Source organism: Bacillus sp. MM09(2025) (genome assembly GCF_050496725.1).
Taxonomy (GTDB): Bacteria; Bacillota; Bacilli; order Bacillales; family Bacillaceae; genus Bacillus; species Bacillus pumilus.
Genome location: NZ_JBNWEN010000004.1, coordinates 1936551 through 1958294 on the forward strand (window position 1 = coordinate 1936551; position 21744 = coordinate 1958294).

Consider the following 21744-nt stretch of genomic DNA (forward strand, 5'->3'; position numbering starts at 1 on the left):
GGATGAGCTTCATGAATGTCAAAGATATGCCGCTTATGGAGCATATTGTGGAACTGCGAAAACGTTTAGTGATCATTGCGATGTTTTTTGTCGCCTTTATGGTGGCTGGTTTTTTTCTTGCTAAGCCGGTCATTGTGTATTTACAAAATACCGATGAAGCGGCCACACTGACACTAAATGCATTTAAGCTCACAGATCCGCTGTACGTGTTTATGCAGTTCGCATTTGTCATTGCTTTGATTTTGACGTGTCCCGTGATTTTGTATCAGCTGTGGGCGTTTGTGAGTCCTGGCTTATATGAAAAAGAAAGAAAGGTGACACTTGCTTATATTCCGATTGCACTGCTTTTATTTTTGAGCGGTGTGGCTTTCTCTTATTTTATTTTGTTTCCGTTTGTCGTCGATTTTCTGATGCGGATGTCGAATGATTTAAATGTAGAGCAAGTGATTGGGATTCATGAGTATTTTACATTTCTGATGCAGTTAACACTTCCATTTGGCTTTTTGTTTCAGATGCCCGTCGTGTTGATGTTTCTCACAAGACTTGGCATCATCACACCGATGTTTTTATCAAAAATACGGAAGTATGCCTATTTTGTCCTCCTTGTCATTGCCGCACTCATTACACCGCCAGAGATCGTTTCTCACCTCATGGTTACCTTGCCGATGCTCGTTTTATACGAAGTGAGTATCGTCATTTCGAGAGTGACCTATCGCAAAATGCAGCAAACAGAGACAGAGGAGAAAGAAAGTTATGATGTCTCATAAAAAAGCATCGTGATCCAAATAAGGGTCACGATGCTTTTTCTATTATGAAAGGAATTGATTGATCGCTTGAAATAGATGCTGATAATAGGAAGGCTTATGCGGTACAAAATCTTGTATACAGACTACTCTGCTTTCCTCACATCGTTCTCTGGTTTCATCAATTTCAAAGCCCTCCAGCTGCATGTTTTCACATTTTCTTGTGAAAAGCTGCTGTGCATCCATTAGCTTTGCTCTGTAAAGTCCAGCGACTTCTTCTTTTTGTAATTGAATGTTCATCTGCTCTTCTTGATGGACGTAAAGATAGACATGGCAAAATTCACGATCAGTCAAATCGGGTAGATGGATTTCATCCTGTATAACTCCTGCAAAGGTCAAATCCTCAAAAGGTATAGTAAGACCGATCTCTTCTTCTACCTCTCTCATACCGTCAGAAGGCTGTTCATTTGCAAGAAGGTGACCTGCTGCGGTGATATCAAAAAGAGAAGGGAAATCCTTTTTTGCGGGACTTCTTAGCTGAAAATATAGATACATGGTGTCATGTTCTTTTTTGAGAAGCCAGAAGTGAAAGGTTTCATGCCAAAGGCCTTGGGCGTGGATATCTGATCGTGCAGCGACTCCAATCGTTTCATGCTGCTCATTTAAGATGTTCAGTTTTTCTTGTTCCATGAAAACTGGTCCTCCATAAAAAAACCATTTTCCATGTTCGGAAAATGGTTTTTGATTTATTTTTGCTGCTGTTTTTTAAGTTTAACAGTGAAAGCAAACATTTTAAGCGAGATATTAATATTATAGGCCGCAAACACCATCAGCAAAATGCTGTAAAATGACCACATGTCACCTGGATTTTGAATGGCCATATAGGTGAAAGCCACACCTACGGCAAAATAAATGATGCCCCATACAACAGGGTTTCTCATGAGAAAAAGCCTCCAATAATCATTTGCATTGTTTGAGATTGTTCTTCAATCATTTTTCTTACTGGCTCAATCTGCACAAGAATAACGAGCGAGTTCATCAGCATATGAGCACCGATTGGAACAATGATTCGTTTTGTTTTCGCATATAAAAAGGCAAAGGTAAAGCCCATTGCGGTATAGAGCAAGATGTGGGGAAAATCATTGTGTACAGCAGCGAAAACCACTGAACTGACAAGTGCTCCAATGAAAAAATTCGTTTTTTCATAAACCACCCCAAAGATGATTTTTCGAAAAATAATTTCCTCTAATATCGGTCCAATCAGGGCGATGACGATCACAAGCCATGGAACTGCATCCATAATGGCTAAAATGTTTTGAGTATTTTCGGATTCTCGGCCAATGCCAAATGCATATTGTTCAATCGCCCCCGCAATTGATTGTGCTAAGAGGGAAAGAAAGAAACCGACAATGATCCAAACGATTGCCGCGCCGACTGAAACCGGTGCTTCATTTCGAAGTGAAGCTCTTGGTACAGTCCGAAGGATGAGCAGAATAATGATTAATCCGACACAGAAGCTGATGATTGTCCATGTTCCTGACAATTTAGAGAGCTCTGCTTGTGTCATCGGTGTCTGAATGTAACCTAACCACTTCATAATGAACACATACGGAAACGCAGAAACCTGCACCAATATATACGTTAAGATGATGTACCAATATTGTTTTTTCAAGTAACGAAAACCCCTTTACTAAAAGAACTAGATTTATTGTAACACAAGTCTTCTTTTTCGATGAAAAGGAAAGAATCTGAGTTGAAAAAAGATCATGAAAGCGTAAAAATTTTTAAAGGTTTTTACTTGAAATTACAGAAGACATTCTTTATTATAATAAATGTGTTAGCACTCACTGGTGATGAGTGCTAAAAAAAGACTACATATAAAAATTGAGGAGGTTGTTTCTTATGTTAAAGCCATTAGGCGATCGCGTAATCATTGAACTCGTTGAATCTGAGGAAAAAACCGCTAGCGGTATTGTGTTACCGGATTCTGCAAAAGAAAAACCGCAAGAAGGTAAAATTGTTGCAGCAGGTTCAGGCCGTGTACTTGAAAGTGGTGAGCGCGTTGCGTTAGAAGTAAACACAGGCGACCGCATTATCTTCTCAAAATATGCAGGCACTGAAGTGAAATATGAAGGCAAAGAATATTTAATCCTTCGTGAGAGCGACATTTTAGCTGTTATTGGTTAATCACATAAAAAACATTGAGATAAATTTTTAAAAAGACTGAGGAGGTTTCGTTATTATGGCAAAAGATATTAAGTTCAGTGAAGAAGCACGTCGCGCGATGTTACGTGGTGTAGATGCACTTGCAGATGCTGTAAAAGTAACTTTAGGACCTAAAGGACGTAACGTGGTTCTTGAGAAAAAATTCGGTTCTCCACTTATCACAAATGATGGTGTAACGATTGCAAAAGAAATCGAATTAGAAGATGCATTTGAAAACATGGGTGCAAAACTTGTGGCTGAAGTTGCAAGCAAAACAAACGACGTAGCTGGTGACGGTACAACGACTGCAACAGTTCTAGCTCAAGCGATGATCCGTGAAGGTCTTAAAAACGTAACAGCTGGTGCAAACCCTGTTGGCGTTCGTAAAGGGATCGAAGAAGCAGTGAAAGTAGCACTTGAAGGCTTGCACGAGATTTCTAAACCAATCGAAGGCAAAGAATCAATTGCTCAAGTTGCGTCTATTTCTGCAGCAGATGAAGAAGTGGGAAGCCTAATCGCTGAAGCAATGGAGCGTGTAGGTAACGACGGCGTGATCACAATCGAAGAATCTAAAGGGTTCACAACTGAGCTTGAAGTGGTTGAAGGAATGCAGTTTGACCGCGGATATGCTTCACCATACATGGTGACGGATTCTGATAAGATGGAAGCAGTTCTTGAAAATCCTTACATCTTAATCACGGATAAAAAGATCACAAACATTCAAGAAATCCTTCCTGTACTTGAGCAAGTTGTACAACAAGGAAAACCATTGTTGATCATTGCTGAAGATGTAGAAGGCGAAGCACTTGCAACACTTGTTGTGAACAAACTTCGTGGAACATTCAACGCAGTGGCAGTAAAAGCACCTGGATTTGGTGATCGTCGTAAAGCAATGCTTGAAGACATCTCTGTTCTAACTGGCGGAGAGTTAATCACAGAAGACCTAGGACTTGACCTAAAATCAACTGAAATCGGTCAGCTTGGCCGCGCGTCTAAAGTCGTTGTGACTAAAGAAAACACAACGATCGTAGAAGGCTCAGGAGATTCTGCTCAAATCGCAGCACGCGTCAACCAAATCCGTGCGCAAGTTGAAGAAACAACTTCTGAATTCGATAAAGAAAAATTACAAGAACGTCTTGCAAAACTAGCTGGTGGCGTTGCTGTCATCAAAGTTGGTGCTGCAACTGAAACAGAACTAAAAGAGCGTAAACTACGTATCGAGGATGCCTTGAACTCAACTCGTGCAGCAGTTGAAGAAGGTATCGTATCCGGTGGTGGTACAGCACTTGTGAATGTATACAAAAAAGTCGCTTCAATCGAAGCAGATGGTGACGTTCAAACAGGTGTAAACATCGTTCTACGTTCTCTTGAAGAGCCAATCCGTCAAATCGCTCACAACGCAGGTCTTGAAGGATCAGTCATCGTTGAGCGCTTGAAAAACGAAGAAATTGGCGTAGGCTTCAACGCAGCAACAAACGAATGGGTAAACATGATCGAAAAAGGAATCGTTGACCCAACAAAAGTAACTCGCTCTGCACTTCAAAACGCAGCTTCTGTTGCAGCAATGCTTCTAACAACTGAAGCAGTCGTTGCTGACAAACCAGAAGAAGGCGGCTCAGGCGGCGGAATGCCAGATATGGGCGGCATGGGCGGTATGGGTGGAATGATGTAATTGCGGATTTAAACCTATGATTAATAAGGGTTTATCCGTAAGTCACACTCATTTTGGTGCCATTTTGATGCCACATAGATAAATTAGAGGCTTTTCATTAGTTCTCCGAACTTTTGAGAAGCTTCTTTTTTTCGGTCATTTGTTATGTGAAGGTATATTTTAGTTGTTGTTTGATCTTCTGTATGTCCAAGTCTATCCATTATCCTTTGAAGATCCACGCCAGCCTCAGCAAGAAGAGAGGTGTGAGTATGTCTTAAAGAATGAGGAGTTAATTTCTTCTGTATCCCTGATTTTTTTAGAACTGCATTAAACCTATTCTCAATAGTTTTAATATCTCCAGTATGGACCCTTTATTCCAGCAAATACAATATTGTGACATCCACTCATGCTTCATTTGCATTTTTTATATCTTCAATCACTATTAAAATAATAAATAAGCCTCTCCGAATTTAGAGAGGTTTATTTATTGTCTTTTTTTAAATTCTTCACAATATCAATTGGAAATACGTCGTACTCTACTTGTCTTGGATCGAAGTCTTTATTTTTAGGTGGTACGCCGTAATTCAGTACTTTTCTTGAAGTTAAAAAAATGTTTTCTTTATCTTGTTTTTTATCAGTATCTTCTTTATTAACGGCTGTATCTTTCCACCAACTGTCCTTGTCTGACATCTCTTTTGCTCCTTTCTTAATTCAACAAAAGAATGATTTGTTTGAAGAAATATACAAAAACAATACCAATTATTGAAATGTATATCTTTTCTGTACCATTTCTAAAAAGTTTAGCTTTAGTGTCATTAGCAATACTGTTTTTCTCAACAACAGCATGGTATGAAGATGATAAAAGAAATTGAAGTTCATCTTTACGAAGTTTGGCGCTCATTTCTATATTTTCTGGGTTAAACCCACCTAGTCCAAGAGACTCGTATTGATACGTTTTTAATACATTAATTAAGTGCTTAAACGCAATCAATTGCATAATAGCAGGGAAAATATATAGCATGGCGATTATTACAAAACATAACATTTCAATTGGACTGTTCGCTTTTTTGAAAAATGAAAAGTCCAACGCTGTTGCATAAAAGCCTATTAAAGCTCCTAAAAGTGCAAGGAAAACTCCGGCTCTTGTTTCGATATCTCTTTTTCTATTAGCTTCAGCATCGTATTCTCTAGTTATCGTTGAAAGTAAAATTTCAGAGCTAGGATATAAAATTGATGTATCGCATGTTGTTGTTAATTTTTCTTGATTTTCACTTGAATTGGTTGTTTGTTCTAATGACATTTTAATATCCTTTCATATAAATTATCTCCTTTATTGTAAATAATAAGGTTATTAATTACAATAAAATATTTACCATGAAAGGAAATTATTTTGTAATGTCTGCTTATATTATGACGTCATGTATTCTAAAATAATTCATACTGCTGAACTTTTGAATATTATATATCAATGAGTCTAATATTAGAGGGTTTTAACAAATTTTGTCGAATTAAATTTATTAAAATGTAACTAATAGATTAGAAGATATTAGATTCTTTTTTCTTTTAAAAGCTGGGTAGTAAATTTAATGGAGGTGCAGTATGACCAATGTAACATCATATACATTAGACACACAGATTCTTAATATAAATAGAGTTATTTGCCGTCACTTAGACAACAGTGATTTTTCTTCAAGAGGAGCAGTTTCACAAGACATTCTTTCACAACTACGTAACTTTGTTGAGCATTTAATGTTGAAGTTCTATGCAAACGGTCAAGATATAGAAAATGAATATGCTAATATCACTAAAGCAATTGAATTTGTTAAGTCGCAGGGAAATTTAAAAGTCCTTAGACAATTTCATGAATACTTGCAAATCGTAGCATCACACTATACATTGGATGAAGAAAATTCAGAGCGTTTAATGCTTAAATATTATGAATATCTTTTAAAAATTAAAAATCTCATGAATGATAAGTATTCATTAAATATCCTTGAAAACCTTGATAAGTTTCCACTTAACACAGATTCAAATTTAAGGGAATACTATGAGAAGATTGCAGAAAAAGTAGAACACTTTGGTATGCGGGATGGGAATAAATCAGAAAGATACTATATTCAAAAGATTAAACCATTCTTTATCAATCAACAGGTTTATTATGAGGTGACTTTTACGCCTGCTAATGATTATGCTAGCAAATTTGATAGAGTTATTGCATTTACAAAGTTGGATATAACAGATAACTATGCTGCCAAGTTAACCTTAGCTCAAGATAATATAGAGATTCTAGGTAAAACTATGCCTATTATGATTATAGTAGATTGGGAAGTCTCCATTCGTGATTGCGAATATAAAAATTTCACAAGACTTATCAGAGGCTTTTCAGTTTCGACAGGATATGCGGAACAGCAGGGTATTTCAAAGTTTTTGACATCTGGGTTTAATTTAACACAACTAGTGGACTTCAGCGATTCGGAATTTCTAAATATAAAACAACAAGTTACTCAACGACTTAAGAAGGCTGTTTTCTTTGATGATTTAGAACATTGTCGTAAAATAATAAAAACAAACGCTCCGGGTAGTAATATCCTTCGTTATTTACTTTATCATATGAACAATAAAGTTATTAAAAAACAGCAAGGTGACAGTGGAAACCCTAAGTTGTCAAGGGTTTTTATGCAATACGGGAGTATTCCTTTTGATAAGATTCCCTTTAATTCATCTCCTTTGGGGCATAATCCTAAGTTGAGTGATTTGTTTGCTTGTATTGATGCTAGAGAAAGAAAACATGAAATACTTGCTCGTCTAGTTAGGAATAATACAGAAATCAAGGGCCAACTCTTCACACCGATAAAAGATATAGTTGGATTTGATGAAATAGATGAACTTATTAAAATTTACAATTCAAATTTGCATGAAAAACATTATCAACGAAGCAAATTAGTAGTTGATTCAGGGCAGCTTTTTATTAATGGATATAAAGAAGACACCCTTTTAATTATTGCGCAACTAGAGGAATTTTCAAAAAATGGAATTGAGAACTATGCCAATTCGGTGAAAGCATGGTTAGATGAGCCAAATCATGGTGTTGACTGCGATGAGAAAAAAGTTATTTTAACTCAAATGTTTGAAAAATCACGAGTTGCATTGATGTACGGTTCTGCCGGAACTGGGAAATCTACACTTATAAATCATATATCACATTTTTTTGTTAATAAGAAGAAGTTGTTTTTAGCACAGACTAACCCTGCTGTGGATAATTTAAAAAGAAGAGTGACAGCCGCGAATTGTGATTTTTTAACAATTACAAAGTTCCTAAAAAGGAAGTGTGTTGATACAGACTACGATCTGATAGTGATAGATGAATGTAGTACGGTAAACAATCAAGATATGAGAGATATTCTTAACAAAGCTAACCACAAGCTTTTGCTTATGGTTGGCGATTCATATCAGATATCTTCTATTAGGTTTGGGAATTGGTTTAGTGTTGCTAAAGAGTTTGTTCCCAATAGTTCTATTTTTGAATTAACAAAACCTTATCGTAGTAGTGACAAGGGACTGCTTACACTTTGGGATAAAGTACGTAAAATGGACAATACTATTTTAGAAACTATTGCAAAAAGAGGCTATTCTAAAGAGTTAGACGTTTCTATTTTTGATCCTGCGAAAGCAGACGAAATTATTCTTTGTCTTAATTATGACGGGTTATATGGAATAAATAATATCAATCGCTTCTTACAAAATAGTAATAAAAATGATCCAGTTTTCTGGGGAATTCAGCAGTACAAAATAGGTGATCCGATTTTATTTAATGAATCTGATCGCTTTACTCCCTTGATTTATAATAATATGAAAGGGAGAATAGTTGGAATAAGGATTCTTGATAATGATAAGCCCAGTGAACGTATCCAATTTGATATAGAACTAGATATTGTAATAAATAGTATGCATACCTTTGACCTAGACCTTGAATTGATCGACAGCACAGAAAGTGGGAATTCAGTTATACGTTTTTGTGTTAACAAACTTAAAAGTACTGATGAAGATGATGAAGGCTCTTCAATATCGATTATACCATTCCAAGTTGCTTATGCATTATCCATCCATAAGGCACAAGGTTTGGAGTACAACTCTGTTAAAATTGTCATCACAGACGAAGTCGATGAACTAATAACACATAATATATTGTACACTGCTATTACACGAGCAAGAAATAAATTGAAAATCTATTGGACTCCTGAGGTTGAGAAAAAGGTGTTGAGCAGCATACAACCTAAAAATTTCTCTAAAGATATACAGTTGTTGAAGAAAAGTGTCCGTTCAAGTAAGAAATGAACTGCTTTTGTCATCACTCGTATCCTAATTGAATATGTGCTGGTTACTGATGGTATGATTCAGGTTCTTCAAGGTTCGTACTAATCAGCATGTTTAGATAAAATATAAATGATAAATAAAGAAAGAGTTGAAAACCACTTCTTATTAAAGTGGTTTTTTTATTGAAATTACAACAAAAATGAAGTCGAGATACATGAAAGAAATTTTGCGGTAGATCGGCGTGCTTGTTCGCGTGCTTGATTGATTGCATTAGTAATATTGAATTTAAAGAGTACGATAAGTATTTATATCTTGTGCGTATTTGTGAGGAGCTAGGTATCATTCAGGAAAAGTTGGCGGAAATGATTAAGATGGATCGAACAAAGGCGGCTCGTGCTATCAAAAAGCTAGAACTGCATGAGTTTATTGCGAATCAAAACAAAGCCGAACATCTCGATGCTTACGTGAAGACAGCTTTTCACCTAAACCAGTTGTTAAAGGAATTACAGAACCCTTCTTCACAGTTTTATTTTGTTCAAGTGAATGGGGAAACTGCTGGTTATTTGAAGGTCAATATGGATGATGCCCAATCAGAAGAGATGGGTAGTGACGCGTTAGAGATTGAAAGAATTTATATCAGGCAATCCTTTCAAAAGCAAGGATTAGGCCGATATTTAATTGATCAAGCTATTGAAATTGCGAAAAATCATCTTAAACGAAATGTTTGGCTTGGGGTGTGGGAGCATAATAGAGCGGCCATCGCTTTCTATCAAAAACTTGGGTTTGTTCAAACAGGGGTGCAAGGGGTGCACGCCTTTCACATGGGGGACGAAGAGCAAATGGATTTCATTATGACCAAAACATTGAACTGATTAAAAGGGGGAAGAGAACATGCATGTTCCATCATTTTTTCAAGTGAAGGATTTAGAGAAAATCAAATCATTTATACAATCTCATTCATTTGCCACAGTTGTGACGACAATGAATGAAAAGCCCATTGCGACACATATTCCGGTGAGTTTTCATCAAGTTGACGATTCGTATGTGATTTCAGGGCATATGGCGATTGGGAATCCTCAGTGTAAAATGTTTGAAGAAAATGAAAAGATGCTCGTCATCTTTCAAGGGCCGCATGCCTACATATCCTCTTCATGGTATGAAAAAGAATCAGTACCGACATGGAATTACCAGGCTGTTCATGTTTATGGAAAGGCGGAACTGTTTGAAAAATCGGAACTGGTTAAGGAATTAACAACGATGCTGGAGACATACGAAAGACATAGAGAACAACCAGTGTTATGGCATACGTTATCTGATGAATTGTTAGAGAAACAAATGAAAGGCATTGTAGGCTTTAAAATCATCATTGATGAAGTTCAGGCTGCTTTTAAAATAAGCCAAAATCGCAATGAAAGGGATTATGCTCACATCATTGAAAAGTTGGAAGCAGAGGGTGACGTGGAAATGGCTGAGGCAATGAAAAAGGGAGTAAAGGATGTATGAGAAAAGCACTCTTATGATCAAGAGTGCTTTTTTATTTGAGAGATATAAGATACCTTGGCTTATAATGTCACATTTTCTTTAAAATTACATAAAAAAATCCACTATTTCCATAAAAAATCAGATCGATTCCTTATAATAAAAGTATCTGAGAATGGGGAGTGAGTCAAGATGGACCAAAACTTGCTGCAAATGAATCAAGTGAGATCAGAGGATGAATTAGCGGTTGTTAATATATCTTCTACAGAAATTGGGGCGCTGTCAAAGGAAGCGGCTGAGCGGATTTTACAAATGAAGGATACGGATAATATTCATCAACTGATGTATGTTCCGATTGAAAAGAAAGCAGATTTGCATTGGCTGATTCAACGTGTTGGACAGGCGTTAGAAGTTGAGGATAACGATATCGTTGCGCTTGAATTGGCTGATTTGCTCTATTTCTTTGTCATTCCATTTTATAAGGAGTATATTTTGAGGGAACGTCATTTGTATGAGTGTATAGATGATTTGTTGGTACGATTAGCATCATGGGCTCACTCAGATATTCACACACTGGTCGATGCGATGAGAGACGATTTGTTTGTATAAACTTGAAAAAAGCTTGTAGAGCGATCCTCTACAAGCTTTTCTAAATTACTGGGCTCTTTCCCAAGTGATCTTTGTTTCATTTGTTTTTTTCGTTCCCTTTGCCAGCACCTTACCGTTTTCTTGTTTCACGGTGATGTTTAGGTCGTAAAAGGAATAGAGTGCGCCAAGGCTGTCATTTTCGGGTTTGTGCAGGTTGTTTTCTTTTTCAGTTGATGCCCCAATGGCCAGCGTCTTGGCAAAGTTTAAACCGATGACTTCAGCGTAATCACTATTGGTATCAGAAGAAGCTGTTACATGTAAAGAAATGACTTTTTTTTGTTGATCAACAGTGATATCCGTGTCTTTTATAAGTTTAGACTGCTCCATGACTTCTTTCGTTTCTTTTTGAATGCGTTCATTAATCGTTGGAAGTGCCTTCGTTTCTGTTTTTTGTTCGTTTGCCGTATTTGAGCAAGCTGCTAGCATGAAAAGACTTGCAACTAGGCTCATGAAAACAAGTAGACTTTTTTTCACGTTCGTTCTCCTTTTTTCTTCGAAGTATGTATGTTTATGTTACCACGAATCCTTGATTTGATTAAAAGAGAAGTGTTGATATGCTGTGAACAATAAAAAACACCCAAAAAGGGCGCTTCAGCGTGTAGACAAACCTTCGCATTCGTTGTCAGGTCTGCGCTTCGGTGCTCACGAATGTCAAATTCGCTCCGCTCCGATGCTCGTCCTTCCTAGACTTCAAAGGTTTTCTATCACGCTGAAAAGAAAACAAAGGGCTAAAATAAAGTTCATTTTAGCCCTTTGTCAACAATCTGAAGCACCCAAAAAGGGCGCTTTTTTTTCTTATTGTGCTGAAAGGCTTGTACTTAATGGAACAGAAGAAATGACGGTGAATTTGGGAGCCGCAGCACCAGACTCTAAATTTTTACGTAAAAGCGATGATTTGATGGATCCATCCCATTTTTTATAGACGCTTCCTGAAGTATTTGCACGAAGCTGTACATTTGAGAAGCTTGCTTGTGAGTAGCTGTTTGTTCCATTATCTTGTACACCGTGTACCATCTTGACGACATCGAGGTTTTTCAGACGGCTAGGGTTGTAAACAGGCTGTTTATAGCGCAATGTCCCATTGACGTATAGTGACACTGTGCCATCACCATTATTGATGAGCTTTAAGTTGACACGTGCGCCATCCTTAATGCTCTTATCGTATTCACTGTTCCAGTATTTGCTGCCGCCTTGTGAGCCGCTGCCCAGAAAGACCTTGTAGCCAGAAGACGTTTTTGAAATACCGCTCTCAACAACGGCAGAGCCGAGACCGAGATACCAGTCCGCATAGCCATTTTTAATGGTAGCTGTTTTCGGTAGCACAATATCAGCTGAGATACCCGACCATTTGGCCTCATCCGTTTGTGTCACAATCGCGCCGTGACGAGGGCTAGCTGCAGATGCTGGGATAGTTGATAGCATCAAAACAAAGGTCAAACTTACACTCAAAACGATAAACCACTTTTTCATGAAAACTCCTCCTTATAATGGGTTCATTTTTATTATATAAAATCAAAAGGGGGGATCTACTTACAATTTTATGGATGGTTTTGGTATTAATTATGAAAAAAACCGGTCGAAAAGTGGTCAACTTGTATTCGAATTGTAACGTGTCTGTAAAATAAAAGGGTGCATCTTCATGTATAATGAGTTCAGAAACCAAATACGGAGGATTTTTTAATGAATAAAAAGCTTATCGCGACAATCGTAACAGTAGCTAGTTTATTTTTGGCGTTTAGTTTCTCACATGGAGCAAGTGCAAAAAAAGTAAGCGGCAATATTACTTGGTATAATGGTGTCGGTAAAAAAGGCGCAGATGGAAAAAAACTCGGTCATTGGGATGCAGCAACTAAAATGGGATTTGACGTACCGAAAAAAGGTACAAAATTAAGAGTGACAACAAAAGCGAAACCACATAAAGTGATTACAGTATATAAATATGATGTAGGTAGAATGCCAAACGCTGTATTAGACGTTAGTCCAAAAGCATTCAAAGCACTTGGGTATAAAACAAGTAAAGGTGTCGTAAAAGGACATTACACTTATTAATACATAGGCATGCAAAGAAGCGGGAAAAGTTCATTTTCTGGCTTCTTTTCTTGTAGAGAGGGTCTGAAAGGCAATGAAAAAATCAACATGGTGGATCATCACGGTCATCGGAGTCGCAGTGATTGCGGCCGTCATTTTCTTTATGATGAAGCCGGATCAAGAGACGAAGCATGCGGGAAAAGTGAAAACAAATCAGAATGCAAAAGACGAATTACTCGTTTCATTTACAGATCAACAGTTAAACAATACGTATTATCTGCATGACCGGGCGCTTCATACGGAGAAACTGACAGCATATCCTTCGATTGCTTATGATTCTACGAAACAGCTTTTATATTACACGTATACGGATGAAGACACGCAAAAAGTGAGTATTCGAGAACTGAATGTAAAAACGGATGAAGAAAAAACGCTATTTACGAGTGATGATTCCATCGACAGTATGAGGCTGTCTGGAGACGGAAAACAGCTATATCTTAGGTATAATAAGGATTCTGGCGAACAATTTTATGTCGCTATGTTTGATGTCAACACACGTAAAGTGGATGTATTGTATCCAGAAAAAAGCAAGGATGACACGGTAAGTTCTTTTGCATATGATCCGGCGTCAAACCTTCTGGCAATCCAGCATTATTCCTTAAAAGAAGATTACAAGAAAACCGACGAAGCGAATGAAAAGGGAAGAGACCCTGAACCAACGACCATGAAGATCACCCTTCAAACAGGCGCGAAGGGGAAGCGAATTGCACGCATCTCGCAAACGATTAATGATATTTCATTTTCACCAGATCATAAGACATTGATTTATACAGAAGTGAAGGTGCGAAATGAAAAAGAAGTATCCTCTATTAAAATGCTAGATGTAGAAACAGGAAAACAGGCAACACTTGTTAAGAACAGTAAGGATGTGCATATTTTAAGTGCCGCACAGCCGCAATTTTCTACGGATGGGTCTTCTGTTTATTTCTTAGGTGTTGCTAAAAACGCAAAGGAATTAAAGGATGACACCGGACGAAAAGCAAAAGTAAGAACGATTTTTGAATACGATATCAAGAAAAAAACAGTGAAAGCCGCTTGGGAGAAGGATGGCGGGATTGTTAACAATTTCACTGTCAATCGATAAAAGGTACGTTCAGTTATTTTTATATAACTGGACGTTTTTTTATTTTGTCGTTTGACATGTTGCAGAAATTGAGGAATTTATGTAAGGAAAATCAGTTTTTAAGGTGGGAAATGTGTGGTATTTTCGTATTTTGCTTATGTGACAGAGGAAAAGAAAGAGAGTAATATGAATGGACATAAAAAACGAGAGGACAGATGGCTTCTCGTTTTCACTGATTTATTTGGTGTTATTGTCTAATAAGTTTTGAAAGATAAACAGGGCATTAATGGAGTGAGGGAATCCAGCAACTTTTGTACAGTGCTTAATAATCTCCATGATCTCTATGACAGAAAGTCCAATATGTAATGCTTGTTCAAAATGAGTCTTTAATTCTTCATCACAATCGCCTTTTGTAATGAGGGCAGATAATGTGCTGATGGCCTTTTGTTTTTCATCTAATATGAAGTGGTTGAATTCTTTTTGTTCACCGAGTTCAATTGTTAGCTGTTCAATATTTGACCGAATGCTCTCGTTTTTCTGAATTGAAAGCTTCTCTATGTTACCTGCCGCTGTTTCTTGTGTGATCTGGCAAGTCTCTTTTTCTTCATTCAAATTGAACTCCTCCGTTTTTTATCGCAATTTTCCATTTGTTCGTTCATTGTGGCAAATGTGCCTTTTGATAGATGCAATGGGTATATAGTAGTATTATCGGTTTGCTGCGTCAACTTTTTAAGTGTTGAATGTACAAATAAATGCCATTTTAAGTCATGCATTGTTTTATTTTAGAATGATTCAATGAAAAGGAAGGAAAGGGCTAATATATCGCTGTCTGTTAGCCCTTCGTAATGATTTACTCAATACATGTTTTTACGTATGTGACGGGGGATCGGTTTCATGTTACTAAATAATATCCATCGGCCGCATCATGTCATAATCTTCGTGCTCTAATATATGACAATGCCACACATACCTGCCGCTGTATGGAACAAAGCGAGCGATGATTCGAATGACTTCACCGGCATGTGCTTGAATGGTGTCCTTGTAGCCTTGTTCATGTAAAGGAGGGGCTTCGTTCGGTCCTGTATACACAATGTCCCCTGTCGATTGATAGACCTCTGTATCAAATGGTCTTCTGTCTATCACCCTAAATTGAACAAGGTGTAAATGAATGGGATGTGTACCCCTTGTTGGATTGACGATGGACCAAACCTCTACACTGCCCAGCCGAGGATTTTCCGTGACGGGGTCATTCCAAAAATGGTTATCCAGCAATAAAATGGGGCGGCCGTATTTATCCTGTGTACCGGTAAGAGTGAGCGTGCGCTCTTTATCAGCTCGACTAGGCCGAAGTGGTGGAAGCGGTTTGAAAATAGGCCGTAATGTTTTAGGTGCTCTCCCTTTTAGCGGACGTGTGACTTTAAATTGCATGATGTTGGCATCTGTTTCAGGATTCACTTCCTGTCCGCAGCCGGCTTTATTTTTAAGGATGATCGTTTTGTTTTCGTAAGCTGAAAAATCGATGATGACATCAAATCGCTCAGCAGGAGCAATGCTAAAGGATTGATGGTGAACAGGTCTTGGTAAAAAGCCGCCATCAGATCCAATTTGCAAAATCGTCGCATCGTTGTCTAGATGCAGCTCGTAAGTTCTTGTATTGGACGCATTTAAAATACGAAAACGGTATTTTCGTGGTTCTACTTCTAAATACGGCCATACTTTTCCATTGACCAAAATGGTTTCTCCGCAAAAGAAGGGCACGATGGACGGATCTGGTAGGTCACTGTCTTCTGGCGTGTTGTTTGGTCTGCTTGGATAAAACAGAGAGCCATCCTCCTGAAACGTACGGTCCATAATCATTAAAGGAATGTCATAGTCATCTTTCGGCAGTTCTAAGGACTTTTCAAATGTATCTGAGATCAAATAAAACCCAGCTAAACCGGCGTACACATTTAGTCGTGTCAATGCCATCGCATGATCGTGATACCACAATGTGCAGGCTTGCTGATGATTTGGGTATTCGTACACCTCCCGTTCAAAGAAGGGGCCGGTTGCTTCAAAGTCTCGTGAAAACCAAGCCTCTGGATAGCCGTCGCTGCTTGCTGGTGTGACGCCGCCATGTAAATGAACGACGGTTTTGACTTCTGGTTCATCATGATGGCCTTCGTGAATGGTGTGATCGACCGGTAGAAAATGTTTAAGTGGCAATTTGTTCATCCATTTCACTTTGACTTTTTCATTTCGATTCGCATGAATGGTTGGACCAGGCAAACTGCCATTATAGGTCCATAGCTTGGTTGGGGGCAGGTCTCTATGAACTTTTAGAAATACCTCCTCCATAGCGATTTCATAATACGTTTGTCTTGGGTTCTTTTTGATGGGCTCCGCAACTTCTGGAATTGGCAGCTCATCAACAAATTTTTCTAGGTTCATGTTGTCTAATCCTCACTTAAAATCCAATTTGATACAGTATAAGTGCGGACATCAAAATAGGTGAATAAAATAAAAAACCCGCTTATCAGCGGGAACATTACGGATGTTTATTTTCAAGCGCTGCATTTGCAGGCACCTTTTTATTCGGTTTAAAGATGAAATAAGCAGCAAGCACACCGAAGGTAATGATACTTGTCAAAATGAGCTGTGGTCTCATTGATTCGATAAACAGCATTGATGCCAAGATGGCGCAAATGACCAAAATGGTAAAGTACGTGAGATATGGGTACAGCCACATTTTGATTTTGAGTTGTTCTGGATTTTCTTTTTCGATTTTACGGCGCATTCTTAATTGTGAAACAGCAATGACTAAGTAGACAAGAAGGGCAATCGCACCGGATGCATTGACTAAGAACAAAAAGATGGTTTCAGGATAAAAGTAGTTCATCATGACGGCAATGTAGGAAAAGAAGGTGCCAGCAACTGTAGCCGCTACAGGAACACCACGTTTGCTGATTTTCATAAAGCGTTTCGGTGCTTCGCCTCTTTCTGCCAATGAATAAAGCATTCTGGACGTTGTGTACAATCCGGAGTTTAAGCAAGATAGAACGGCTGTTAAAACAATGACGTTCATGACTTGAGCGGCTGATGGAACCCCGATGTATTCTAATACCGCAACGAACGGGCTTGTTAAAATACTTGCTGAATTCCATGGAAGCAGGGTGACAACGACAGCGATTGATCCGACGTAGAATATGATAATACGCCATACAACAGAGCGGGTAGCTGTTGTCACAGACTTGACCGGGTCTGCTGATTCTCCGGCCGCTATTGCCACAATCTCGGTTCCCATGAAGGAAAAGATGACAACGACAATTCCGAGTAAAACAGAGCTGAATCCATTTGGAAGGAAACCGCCGTTCCCCGTTAAATTAGCAAGACCTACAGTATGATGACCACCAAAACCAAAGATAAATGCAAAACCGATGAGTAGAAAGAGAATAATGCTGACGACTTTTATTAATGAGAACCAATATTCAAATTCGCCAAAAGATTTAACAGAAAAGATATTTGTTAATGTTAAGAGGATCGTGAGGATAAGACTTGTGAGCCAAACGGGTGCATCTCCATACCAATACTGAATAATGGCAGCACCAGCAATGGCTTCGATGGCGATGACAATCACCCAGAAGAACCAATAAAGCCAGCCAATTGTAAAACCGGCCCATGGACCGATGGCGTCGCTCGCATATTGTGAGAAGGAACCGCTTGTCGGATAGGCGCATGCCATTTCTCCAAGCATTCTCATAATAAAGATCACGAGAAGTCCGGCAAAAGAATAGGAAAGAATGGATCCAGGCCCTGCAGAATGAATGACAGCGCCGCTACCAACAAATAGCCCTGCGCCAATAACCCCAGCAATGGAGATCATTGAAATATGTCTTGTTTTAAGATTTTTTTGAAGACCGTTTGTCATGTTGGACATGTCTTTACCTCCAAACATTTCTCCTTATAGAGAATTTGTTTTTAGAATATTTTAAATTTTATCACACTGAATTGTCATTCAGCATTGGACAGGTTATCAAACTGACATTTCAAACCTCTTAACATGATGTTAAAAAGTATAAAGGATTTGAGAGATTATGTTCCCTCTTTTTCCTCTGTTCATTCTTAAAAATAGCATAAGATCGGATGAAGAGAAGTTGTGTCTTAAAATAAAATTATTCTGACAATTAATTAGTAAGAGTGATATTGCCCATATGATCCTCGCAGAGTGAATTGGAAAAAGGTTGATGGGAGTAGGTCTTGAGGTCAATTGACCTTATAAAAATAAGTTTACTTAGGTCAACACATTTCTATGTATCCTATTTTGCTGACACAAGCGAATCATGTTGCTGTAGACCCACACGGGCTTTGCTTTGTAAGATAAATAATAGAAAAGTGATGTGTGAGGAGGCGCGGTTCGACATGGAGCGCTATAACGAATTAAGACAAGGTGAAACAGGTGCTTGGGTCAGCATCATTGCCTACGTGATCTTATCTGCGGTGAAACTTCTGATTGGGTATACGTTTCATTCAGAAGCCCTTTCGGCAGATGGATTGAATAATACGACGGATATTATTGCATCCCTTGCAGTATTGATTGGACTTCGTATTTCTCAAAAACCGCCTGATGAAGATCATCCATACGGTCATTTTAGAGCAGAGAATATTGCGTCTCTTGTGGCGTCCTTTATTATGATGCTTGTTGGACTTCAGGTTCTGCTGAGTGCAGGCCAGTCGCTCTTCTCGTCTGAGCATCAAACACCCGATATGATCGCAGCTTGGACGGCAGCAGGAAGTGCTGTGGTGATGTATGGTGTGTATATTTACAACCGCAATCTGTCCAAACGGATCAATAGCCAGGCTCTTCATGCAGCAGCAGCTGATAATAAATCAGATGCGTATGTGAGTATCGGAACATTTGTAGGGATTATTGCCTCTCAATTTCAACTGGCATGGATTGATACGCTTGCAGCGTTTGTGATTGGCCTCATTATTTGTAAAACGGCGTGGGAGATTTTCAGAGATGCTTCTCATTCGTTAACGGACGGTTTTCATATAAAAGATATGTCCAAATATAAAGAGACCATTGAAGCAACACCTGGGGTGGGCGATTTGAAAGATATTAAGGCACGGTATCTCGGAAGTACGGTCCATGTGGATGTAGTAGTGGAGGTCGAGCCGCACTTGAACATTGCAGAAAGCCATGATATTGCAGATGAGATCGAACGTAGAATGAAGAAGGAACATGATATTCTTCACTCTCATGTTCATATGGAGCCAGCAGGTGAGCCAAAAGAAGAGAAGAAGTCTTTTCCATCGTGAGAAGGCTTCTTTTTTTCTACGTGTTGATGTTTTATGCAATTACGCGTTGTATGGTAAAGTTAGACTATATGAAATTTAACGGAAACGTGATAGGAGGATCAGGATGGCATTTGATGAACCAATGCATTCAGATTTAAAAAAAATCGTAGATAACATCAATAAAGTCATGGTTGGGAAGAAAGACATTGCGATATTAAGCCTTGTTGCGATTTTGGCGAAGGGGCATGTGCTGCTAGAGGATGTGCCTGGTGTTGGGAAGACGATGATGGTTCGTGCTTTGGCAAAATCGATTGGCTGTGAGTTTAAGCGAATCCAATTCACTCCTGATCTTTTGCCATCTGATGTAACAGGTGTGTCGATTTATAATAAAAAGACAAATGAATTTGAATTTAGGCAAGGTCCCATTATGGGACAGATTATTTTGGCTGATGAGATCAACCGGACCTCTCCAAAAACACAGTCTGCATTGCTCGAAGCGATGGAGGAAGGCAGTGTCACAGTGGACGGAGAAACAATGCTGCTTGCTGATCCTTTTTTCGTCATGGCTACGCAGAATCCAGTGGAATATGAAGGGACTTATCCACTGCCAGAAGCGCAAATGGACCGTTTTTTATTCAAGCTACAAATGGGGTATCCGACCATGCTGGAAGAGCTGGAGGTACTCAACTTGCAGGAGAAGCAGTCCCCGATTGATACGCTCCAAGCAGTGATGACAAAGGATCATATCCATGCGCTGCAGCAAGCGGTTCAGACCATTCATGTGGATGCATCCATTAAAGAATATATTGTGGAAATTGCACAAGCGACTCGTCAGCATCCATCTGTTTATCTAGGTGTGAGTCCAAGGGGATCGATCGCCCTTATGAAAGCGACTCAGGCGTATGCACTGTTGAACAGGCGAGATTATGTGATTCCTGATGATGTACAGTATTTGGCGTCTTATACATTACCGCATCGAATGATTTTGACATCAGAAGCGACGTATGAAGGGAAGAAGGCGGAGACACTGCTGCGACAAATGCTTGAGCAAATTGGCGTGCCAGTTCAAAAGTCGATGAGTCAATGAAATTAGGTCATCGTTTCGCTTTTTCATTATGGTTACGGGTGATGATGCTCATCATTCTCACTGCCGCAGTCTTTTGTTATGCCATGTTTCAGGGAGGGTTTGTGAGTTGGTTCCTTTTTTATGCATTTTTACCATATGCATTGTATGCTTTGCTGTTTGCGCTTGTTCCGCTGAGAGTGACTGCGAAAAGGACATTACAACAAACTCACTTGAAGGCGGGAGACGTGCTGCCTGTTGACCTTGAAATCAAGCGGACAAATCTATTTCCATACGTTTACGTCTTGATTGAGGATGATCCGCCAGACACCTTTCATTTACAGGAACAAATTGAAATGAAGCAAATACTGTTTCCTTGGTTTCGGAAAACGTGGCGTTTTTCCTATCAATTGAATGATGTCATGCGCGGGGAACATCATTTGTCAGCAGTTCGAATCAAAACGGGTGATATGTTTGGTTTTGTGGAGAAAGAAGTCATCATCCCGTTAGAAAAAAAGCTGCTTGTTTATCCGAAAATGCTCGATCTTCAGGTGGAGTCTGCTGAGTCATTGAATGAAAATGGAGGCAAAGCGGTTCACTCGTGGTTAAATGAACCGACCCATGTGACAACAGGTGTAAGGGAATATCAGCAAGGCGACCGTTTTGCCTGGGTGGACTGGAAGACGACAGCTAGAAGAGGCCAGTTGATGACGAAGGAGTTTGAACAGAATCAAACAAAGGATCTTGTCGTGTTTGCTGATTTTACCGATGAAGCGGTTTTTGAGACCGTCGTGTCTATTGCAGCGTCTGTCCTCCAATCGGCAGTGAAAAAAGGGGTTCCGGCAGGCCTTGTCCCACTTGGTGATCAGCGTGTCTTTCGAGTGGATCAAGGGGAATCTCATTTGCAGGACATGCTTTACTTTTTAACAAGGGTGCAGCATCATTCTTCTCGCGTACTCGAATATAAAGCGTTCGCAGCGAGTGAGTACCAAGACGCTGGAAAATATGTCATTACGGGTCATCTGCATGAAGAGCTTGCTACGAGCCTCTTTGGAAATCGAAACAGAAAGAACATCACTGTTCTTTTAGTGAAGAGAGCCGAGGATCGATTATCGACAAAAGAAAAACAGCTTGTAGACCGGCTCAAGGCATCTGGAATACGCACGACCGTTTTATTTGAAGACCGGCTGCACGAAAGAACTGTGAGGTGACA

Annotated in this window: 23 protein-coding genes and 2 pseudogenes; 14 read left to right on the forward strand and 11 right to left on the reverse strand. The window is 39.0% G+C overall.

Annotated features, from left to right (window positions below; all coding sequences use genetic code 11):
* Nucleotides 1-2: 2 nt before the first annotated feature.
* Entirely contained in the window at nt 3-767 is a 765-nt protein-coding gene (tatC, locus tag ACQYAC_RS16135; RefSeq protein ID WP_235567084.1) for a twin-arginine translocase subunit TatC, read from the forward strand.
* A gap of 42 nt (nt 768-809) precedes the next feature.
* Here the strand turns inward: tatC and ACQYAC_RS16140 are convergent, their stop codons facing one another.
* From ACQYAC_RS16140 to ACQYAC_RS16150, 3 genes are read right to left on the reverse strand one after another with little or no spacing between them, the layout of a single operon-like run.
* Nucleotides 810-1433, reverse strand: a complete 624-nt coding sequence (locus ACQYAC_RS16140) for an NUDIX hydrolase (RefSeq protein ID WP_429943681.1) — start codon at nt 1431-1433, stop codon at nt 810-812.
* Nucleotides 1434-1489: 56 nt separating this feature from the next.
* Complete coding sequence (locus tag ACQYAC_RS16145) at nt 1490-1684, reverse strand: YdiK family protein (protein ID WP_429943682.1); 195 nt, start codon at nt 1682-1684, stop codon at nt 1490-1492.
* Nucleotides 1681-2415, reverse strand: coding sequence for a CPBP family intramembrane glutamic endopeptidase (locus ACQYAC_RS16150; protein ID WP_058015560.1), 735 nt, complete (start codon nt 2413-2415; stop codon nt 1681-1683). The genes ACQYAC_RS16145 and ACQYAC_RS16150 overlap by 4 nt, the downstream gene beginning before the upstream one ends.
* 230 nt (nt 2416-2645) lie before the next feature.
* On the opposite strand from ACQYAC_RS16150, the gene groES reads away from it, so the two are divergent.
* Nucleotides 2646-2930 carry a co-chaperone GroES gene (gene groES / locus ACQYAC_RS16155; protein ID WP_003214120.1) on the forward strand — a complete coding sequence of 95 codons (285 nt, stop codon included), beginning with the start codon at nt 2646-2648 and terminating at the stop codon, nt 2928-2930.
* Nucleotides 2931-2985: 55 nt separating this feature from the next.
* Nucleotides 2986-4620: a chaperonin GroEL gene (groL, locus tag ACQYAC_RS16160; protein ID WP_034320371.1), complete on the forward strand. Its 1635-nt coding sequence runs from the start codon at nt 2986-2988 to the stop codon at nt 4618-4620.
* 83 nt (nt 4621-4703) lie between these two features.
* Here the strand turns inward: groL and ACQYAC_RS16165 are convergent.
* The 3 genes and pseudogenes from ACQYAC_RS16165 to ACQYAC_RS16175 all read right to left on the reverse strand — a co-directional run.
* Nucleotides 4704-4952 (reverse strand): annotated as a pseudogene (locus ACQYAC_RS16165) (tyrosine-type recombinase/integrase); the annotation flags it as partial.
* A gap of 127 nt (nt 4953-5079) precedes the next feature.
* The gene (locus ACQYAC_RS16170) at nt 5080-5289 is read right to left on the reverse strand and encodes a hypothetical protein (RefSeq protein WP_429943683.1); all 210 of its coding nucleotides are present in this window, start codon (nt 5287-5289) and stop codon (nt 5080-5082) included.
* Nucleotides 5290-5305: 16 nt separating this feature from the next.
* Nucleotides 5306-5899, reverse strand: a complete 594-nt coding sequence (locus tag ACQYAC_RS16175; RefSeq protein ID WP_323650937.1) for a hypothetical protein — start codon at nt 5897-5899, stop codon at nt 5306-5308.
* Between the two features lie 299 nt (nt 5900-6198).
* Between ACQYAC_RS16175 and ACQYAC_RS16180 the strand changes: the two genes are divergently transcribed.
* From ACQYAC_RS16180 to ACQYAC_RS16200, 5 genes and pseudogenes are all read left to right on the forward strand, one after another.
* The gene (locus ACQYAC_RS16180; protein WP_429943684.1) at nt 6199-8934 is read left to right on the forward strand and encodes an ATP-dependent DNA helicase; all 2736 of its coding nucleotides are present in this window, start codon (nt 6199-6201) and stop codon (nt 8932-8934) included.
* A 224-nt stretch (nt 8935-9158) separates the two neighbouring features.
* Nucleotides 9159-9341 (forward strand): annotated as a pseudogene (locus tag ACQYAC_RS16185) (MarR family transcriptional regulator); the annotation flags it as partial.
* The gene (locus ACQYAC_RS16190; RefSeq protein ID WP_429943964.1) at nt 9339-9785 is read left to right on the forward strand and encodes a GNAT family N-acetyltransferase; all 447 of its coding nucleotides are present in this window, start codon (nt 9339-9341) and stop codon (nt 9783-9785) included. The pseudogene ACQYAC_RS16185 and the gene ACQYAC_RS16190, both read left to right, overlap by 3 nt.
* A 19-nt stretch (nt 9786-9804) precedes the next feature.
* A complete protein-coding gene (locus ACQYAC_RS16195; protein WP_429943685.1) occupies nt 9805-10416 on the forward strand; it encodes an FMN-binding negative transcriptional regulator in 612 nt (203 codons plus the stop codon).
* 168 nt (nt 10417-10584) lie between these two features.
* Nucleotides 10585-11001: a hypothetical protein gene (locus tag ACQYAC_RS16200; protein WP_180309480.1), complete on the forward strand. Its 417-nt coding sequence runs from the start codon at nt 10585-10587 to the stop codon at nt 10999-11001.
* A gap of 45 nt (nt 11002-11046) precedes the next feature.
* On the opposite strand, the gene ACQYAC_RS16205 is transcribed toward ACQYAC_RS16200, so the two are convergent.
* Both ACQYAC_RS16205 and ACQYAC_RS16210 read right to left on the reverse strand, forming a co-directional pair.
* A complete protein-coding gene (locus tag ACQYAC_RS16205; protein ID WP_180309479.1) occupies nt 11047-11514 on the reverse strand; it encodes a hypothetical protein in 468 nt (155 codons plus the stop codon).
* A 321-nt stretch (nt 11515-11835) separates the two neighbouring features.
* On the reverse strand, nt 11836-12510 hold the full coding sequence (locus ACQYAC_RS16210) for a hypothetical protein (RefSeq protein WP_169057230.1): 675 nt from the start codon (nt 12508-12510) through the stop codon (nt 11836-11838).
* 210 nt (nt 12511-12720) lie between these two features.
* Between ACQYAC_RS16210 and ACQYAC_RS16215 the strand changes: the two genes are divergently transcribed.
* The 3 genes from ACQYAC_RS16215 (at nt 12721) to ACQYAC_RS16225 (ending at nt 14449) form a co-directional block, all read left to right on the forward strand.
* A complete protein-coding gene (locus tag ACQYAC_RS16215) occupies nt 12721-13089 on the forward strand; it encodes an RlpA-like double-psi beta-barrel domain-containing protein (RefSeq protein ID WP_003213878.1) in 369 nt (122 codons plus the stop codon).
* 73 nt (nt 13090-13162) lie between these two features.
* The gene (locus ACQYAC_RS16220; RefSeq protein WP_429943686.1) at nt 13163-14212 is read left to right on the forward strand and encodes a hypothetical protein; all 1050 of its coding nucleotides are present in this window, start codon (nt 13163-13165) and stop codon (nt 14210-14212) included.
* 114 nt (nt 14213-14326) lie between these two features.
* Nucleotides 14327-14449, forward strand: a complete 123-nt coding sequence (locus tag ACQYAC_RS16225) for a hypothetical protein (RefSeq protein ID WP_257474570.1) — start codon at nt 14327-14329, stop codon at nt 14447-14449.
* Here ACQYAC_RS16225 and ACQYAC_RS16230 read toward each other — a convergent pair.
* From ACQYAC_RS16230 to gabP, 3 genes are all read right to left on the reverse strand, one after another.
* On the reverse strand, nt 14429-14803 hold the full coding sequence (locus ACQYAC_RS16230) for a carboxymuconolactone decarboxylase family protein (RefSeq protein ID WP_058015553.1): 375 nt from the start codon (nt 14801-14803) through the stop codon (nt 14429-14431). The genes ACQYAC_RS16225 and ACQYAC_RS16230 overlap by 21 nt on opposite strands.
* 288 nt (nt 14804-15091) lie before the next feature.
* Complete coding sequence (locus ACQYAC_RS16235) at nt 15092-16621, reverse strand: multicopper oxidase family protein (protein WP_429943687.1); 1530 nt, start codon at nt 16619-16621, stop codon at nt 15092-15094.
* Between the two features lie 97 nt (nt 16622-16718).
* A complete protein-coding gene (gene gabP / locus ACQYAC_RS16240) occupies nt 16719-18107 on the reverse strand; it encodes a GABA permease (RefSeq protein WP_058015551.1) in 1389 nt (462 codons plus the stop codon).
* 482 nt (nt 18108-18589) lie between these two features.
* Here gabP and ACQYAC_RS16245 point away from each other — a divergent pair, with 482 nt between their 5' ends.
* From ACQYAC_RS16245 to ACQYAC_RS16255, 3 genes are all read left to right on the forward strand, one after another.
* Entirely contained in the window at nt 18590-19489 is a 900-nt protein-coding gene (locus ACQYAC_RS16245; protein WP_044141457.1) for a cation diffusion facilitator family transporter, read from the forward strand.
* A 103-nt stretch (nt 19490-19592) separates the two neighbouring features.
* Nucleotides 19593-20555, forward strand: a complete 963-nt coding sequence (locus ACQYAC_RS16250) for an AAA family ATPase (RefSeq protein ID WP_429943688.1) — start codon at nt 19593-19595, stop codon at nt 20553-20555.
* Between the two features lie 101 nt (nt 20556-20656).
* Complete coding sequence (locus tag ACQYAC_RS16255) at nt 20657-21742, forward strand: DUF58 domain-containing protein (protein WP_429943689.1); 1086 nt, start codon at nt 20657-20659, stop codon at nt 21740-21742.
* Nucleotides 21743-21744 lie beyond the last annotated feature (2 nt).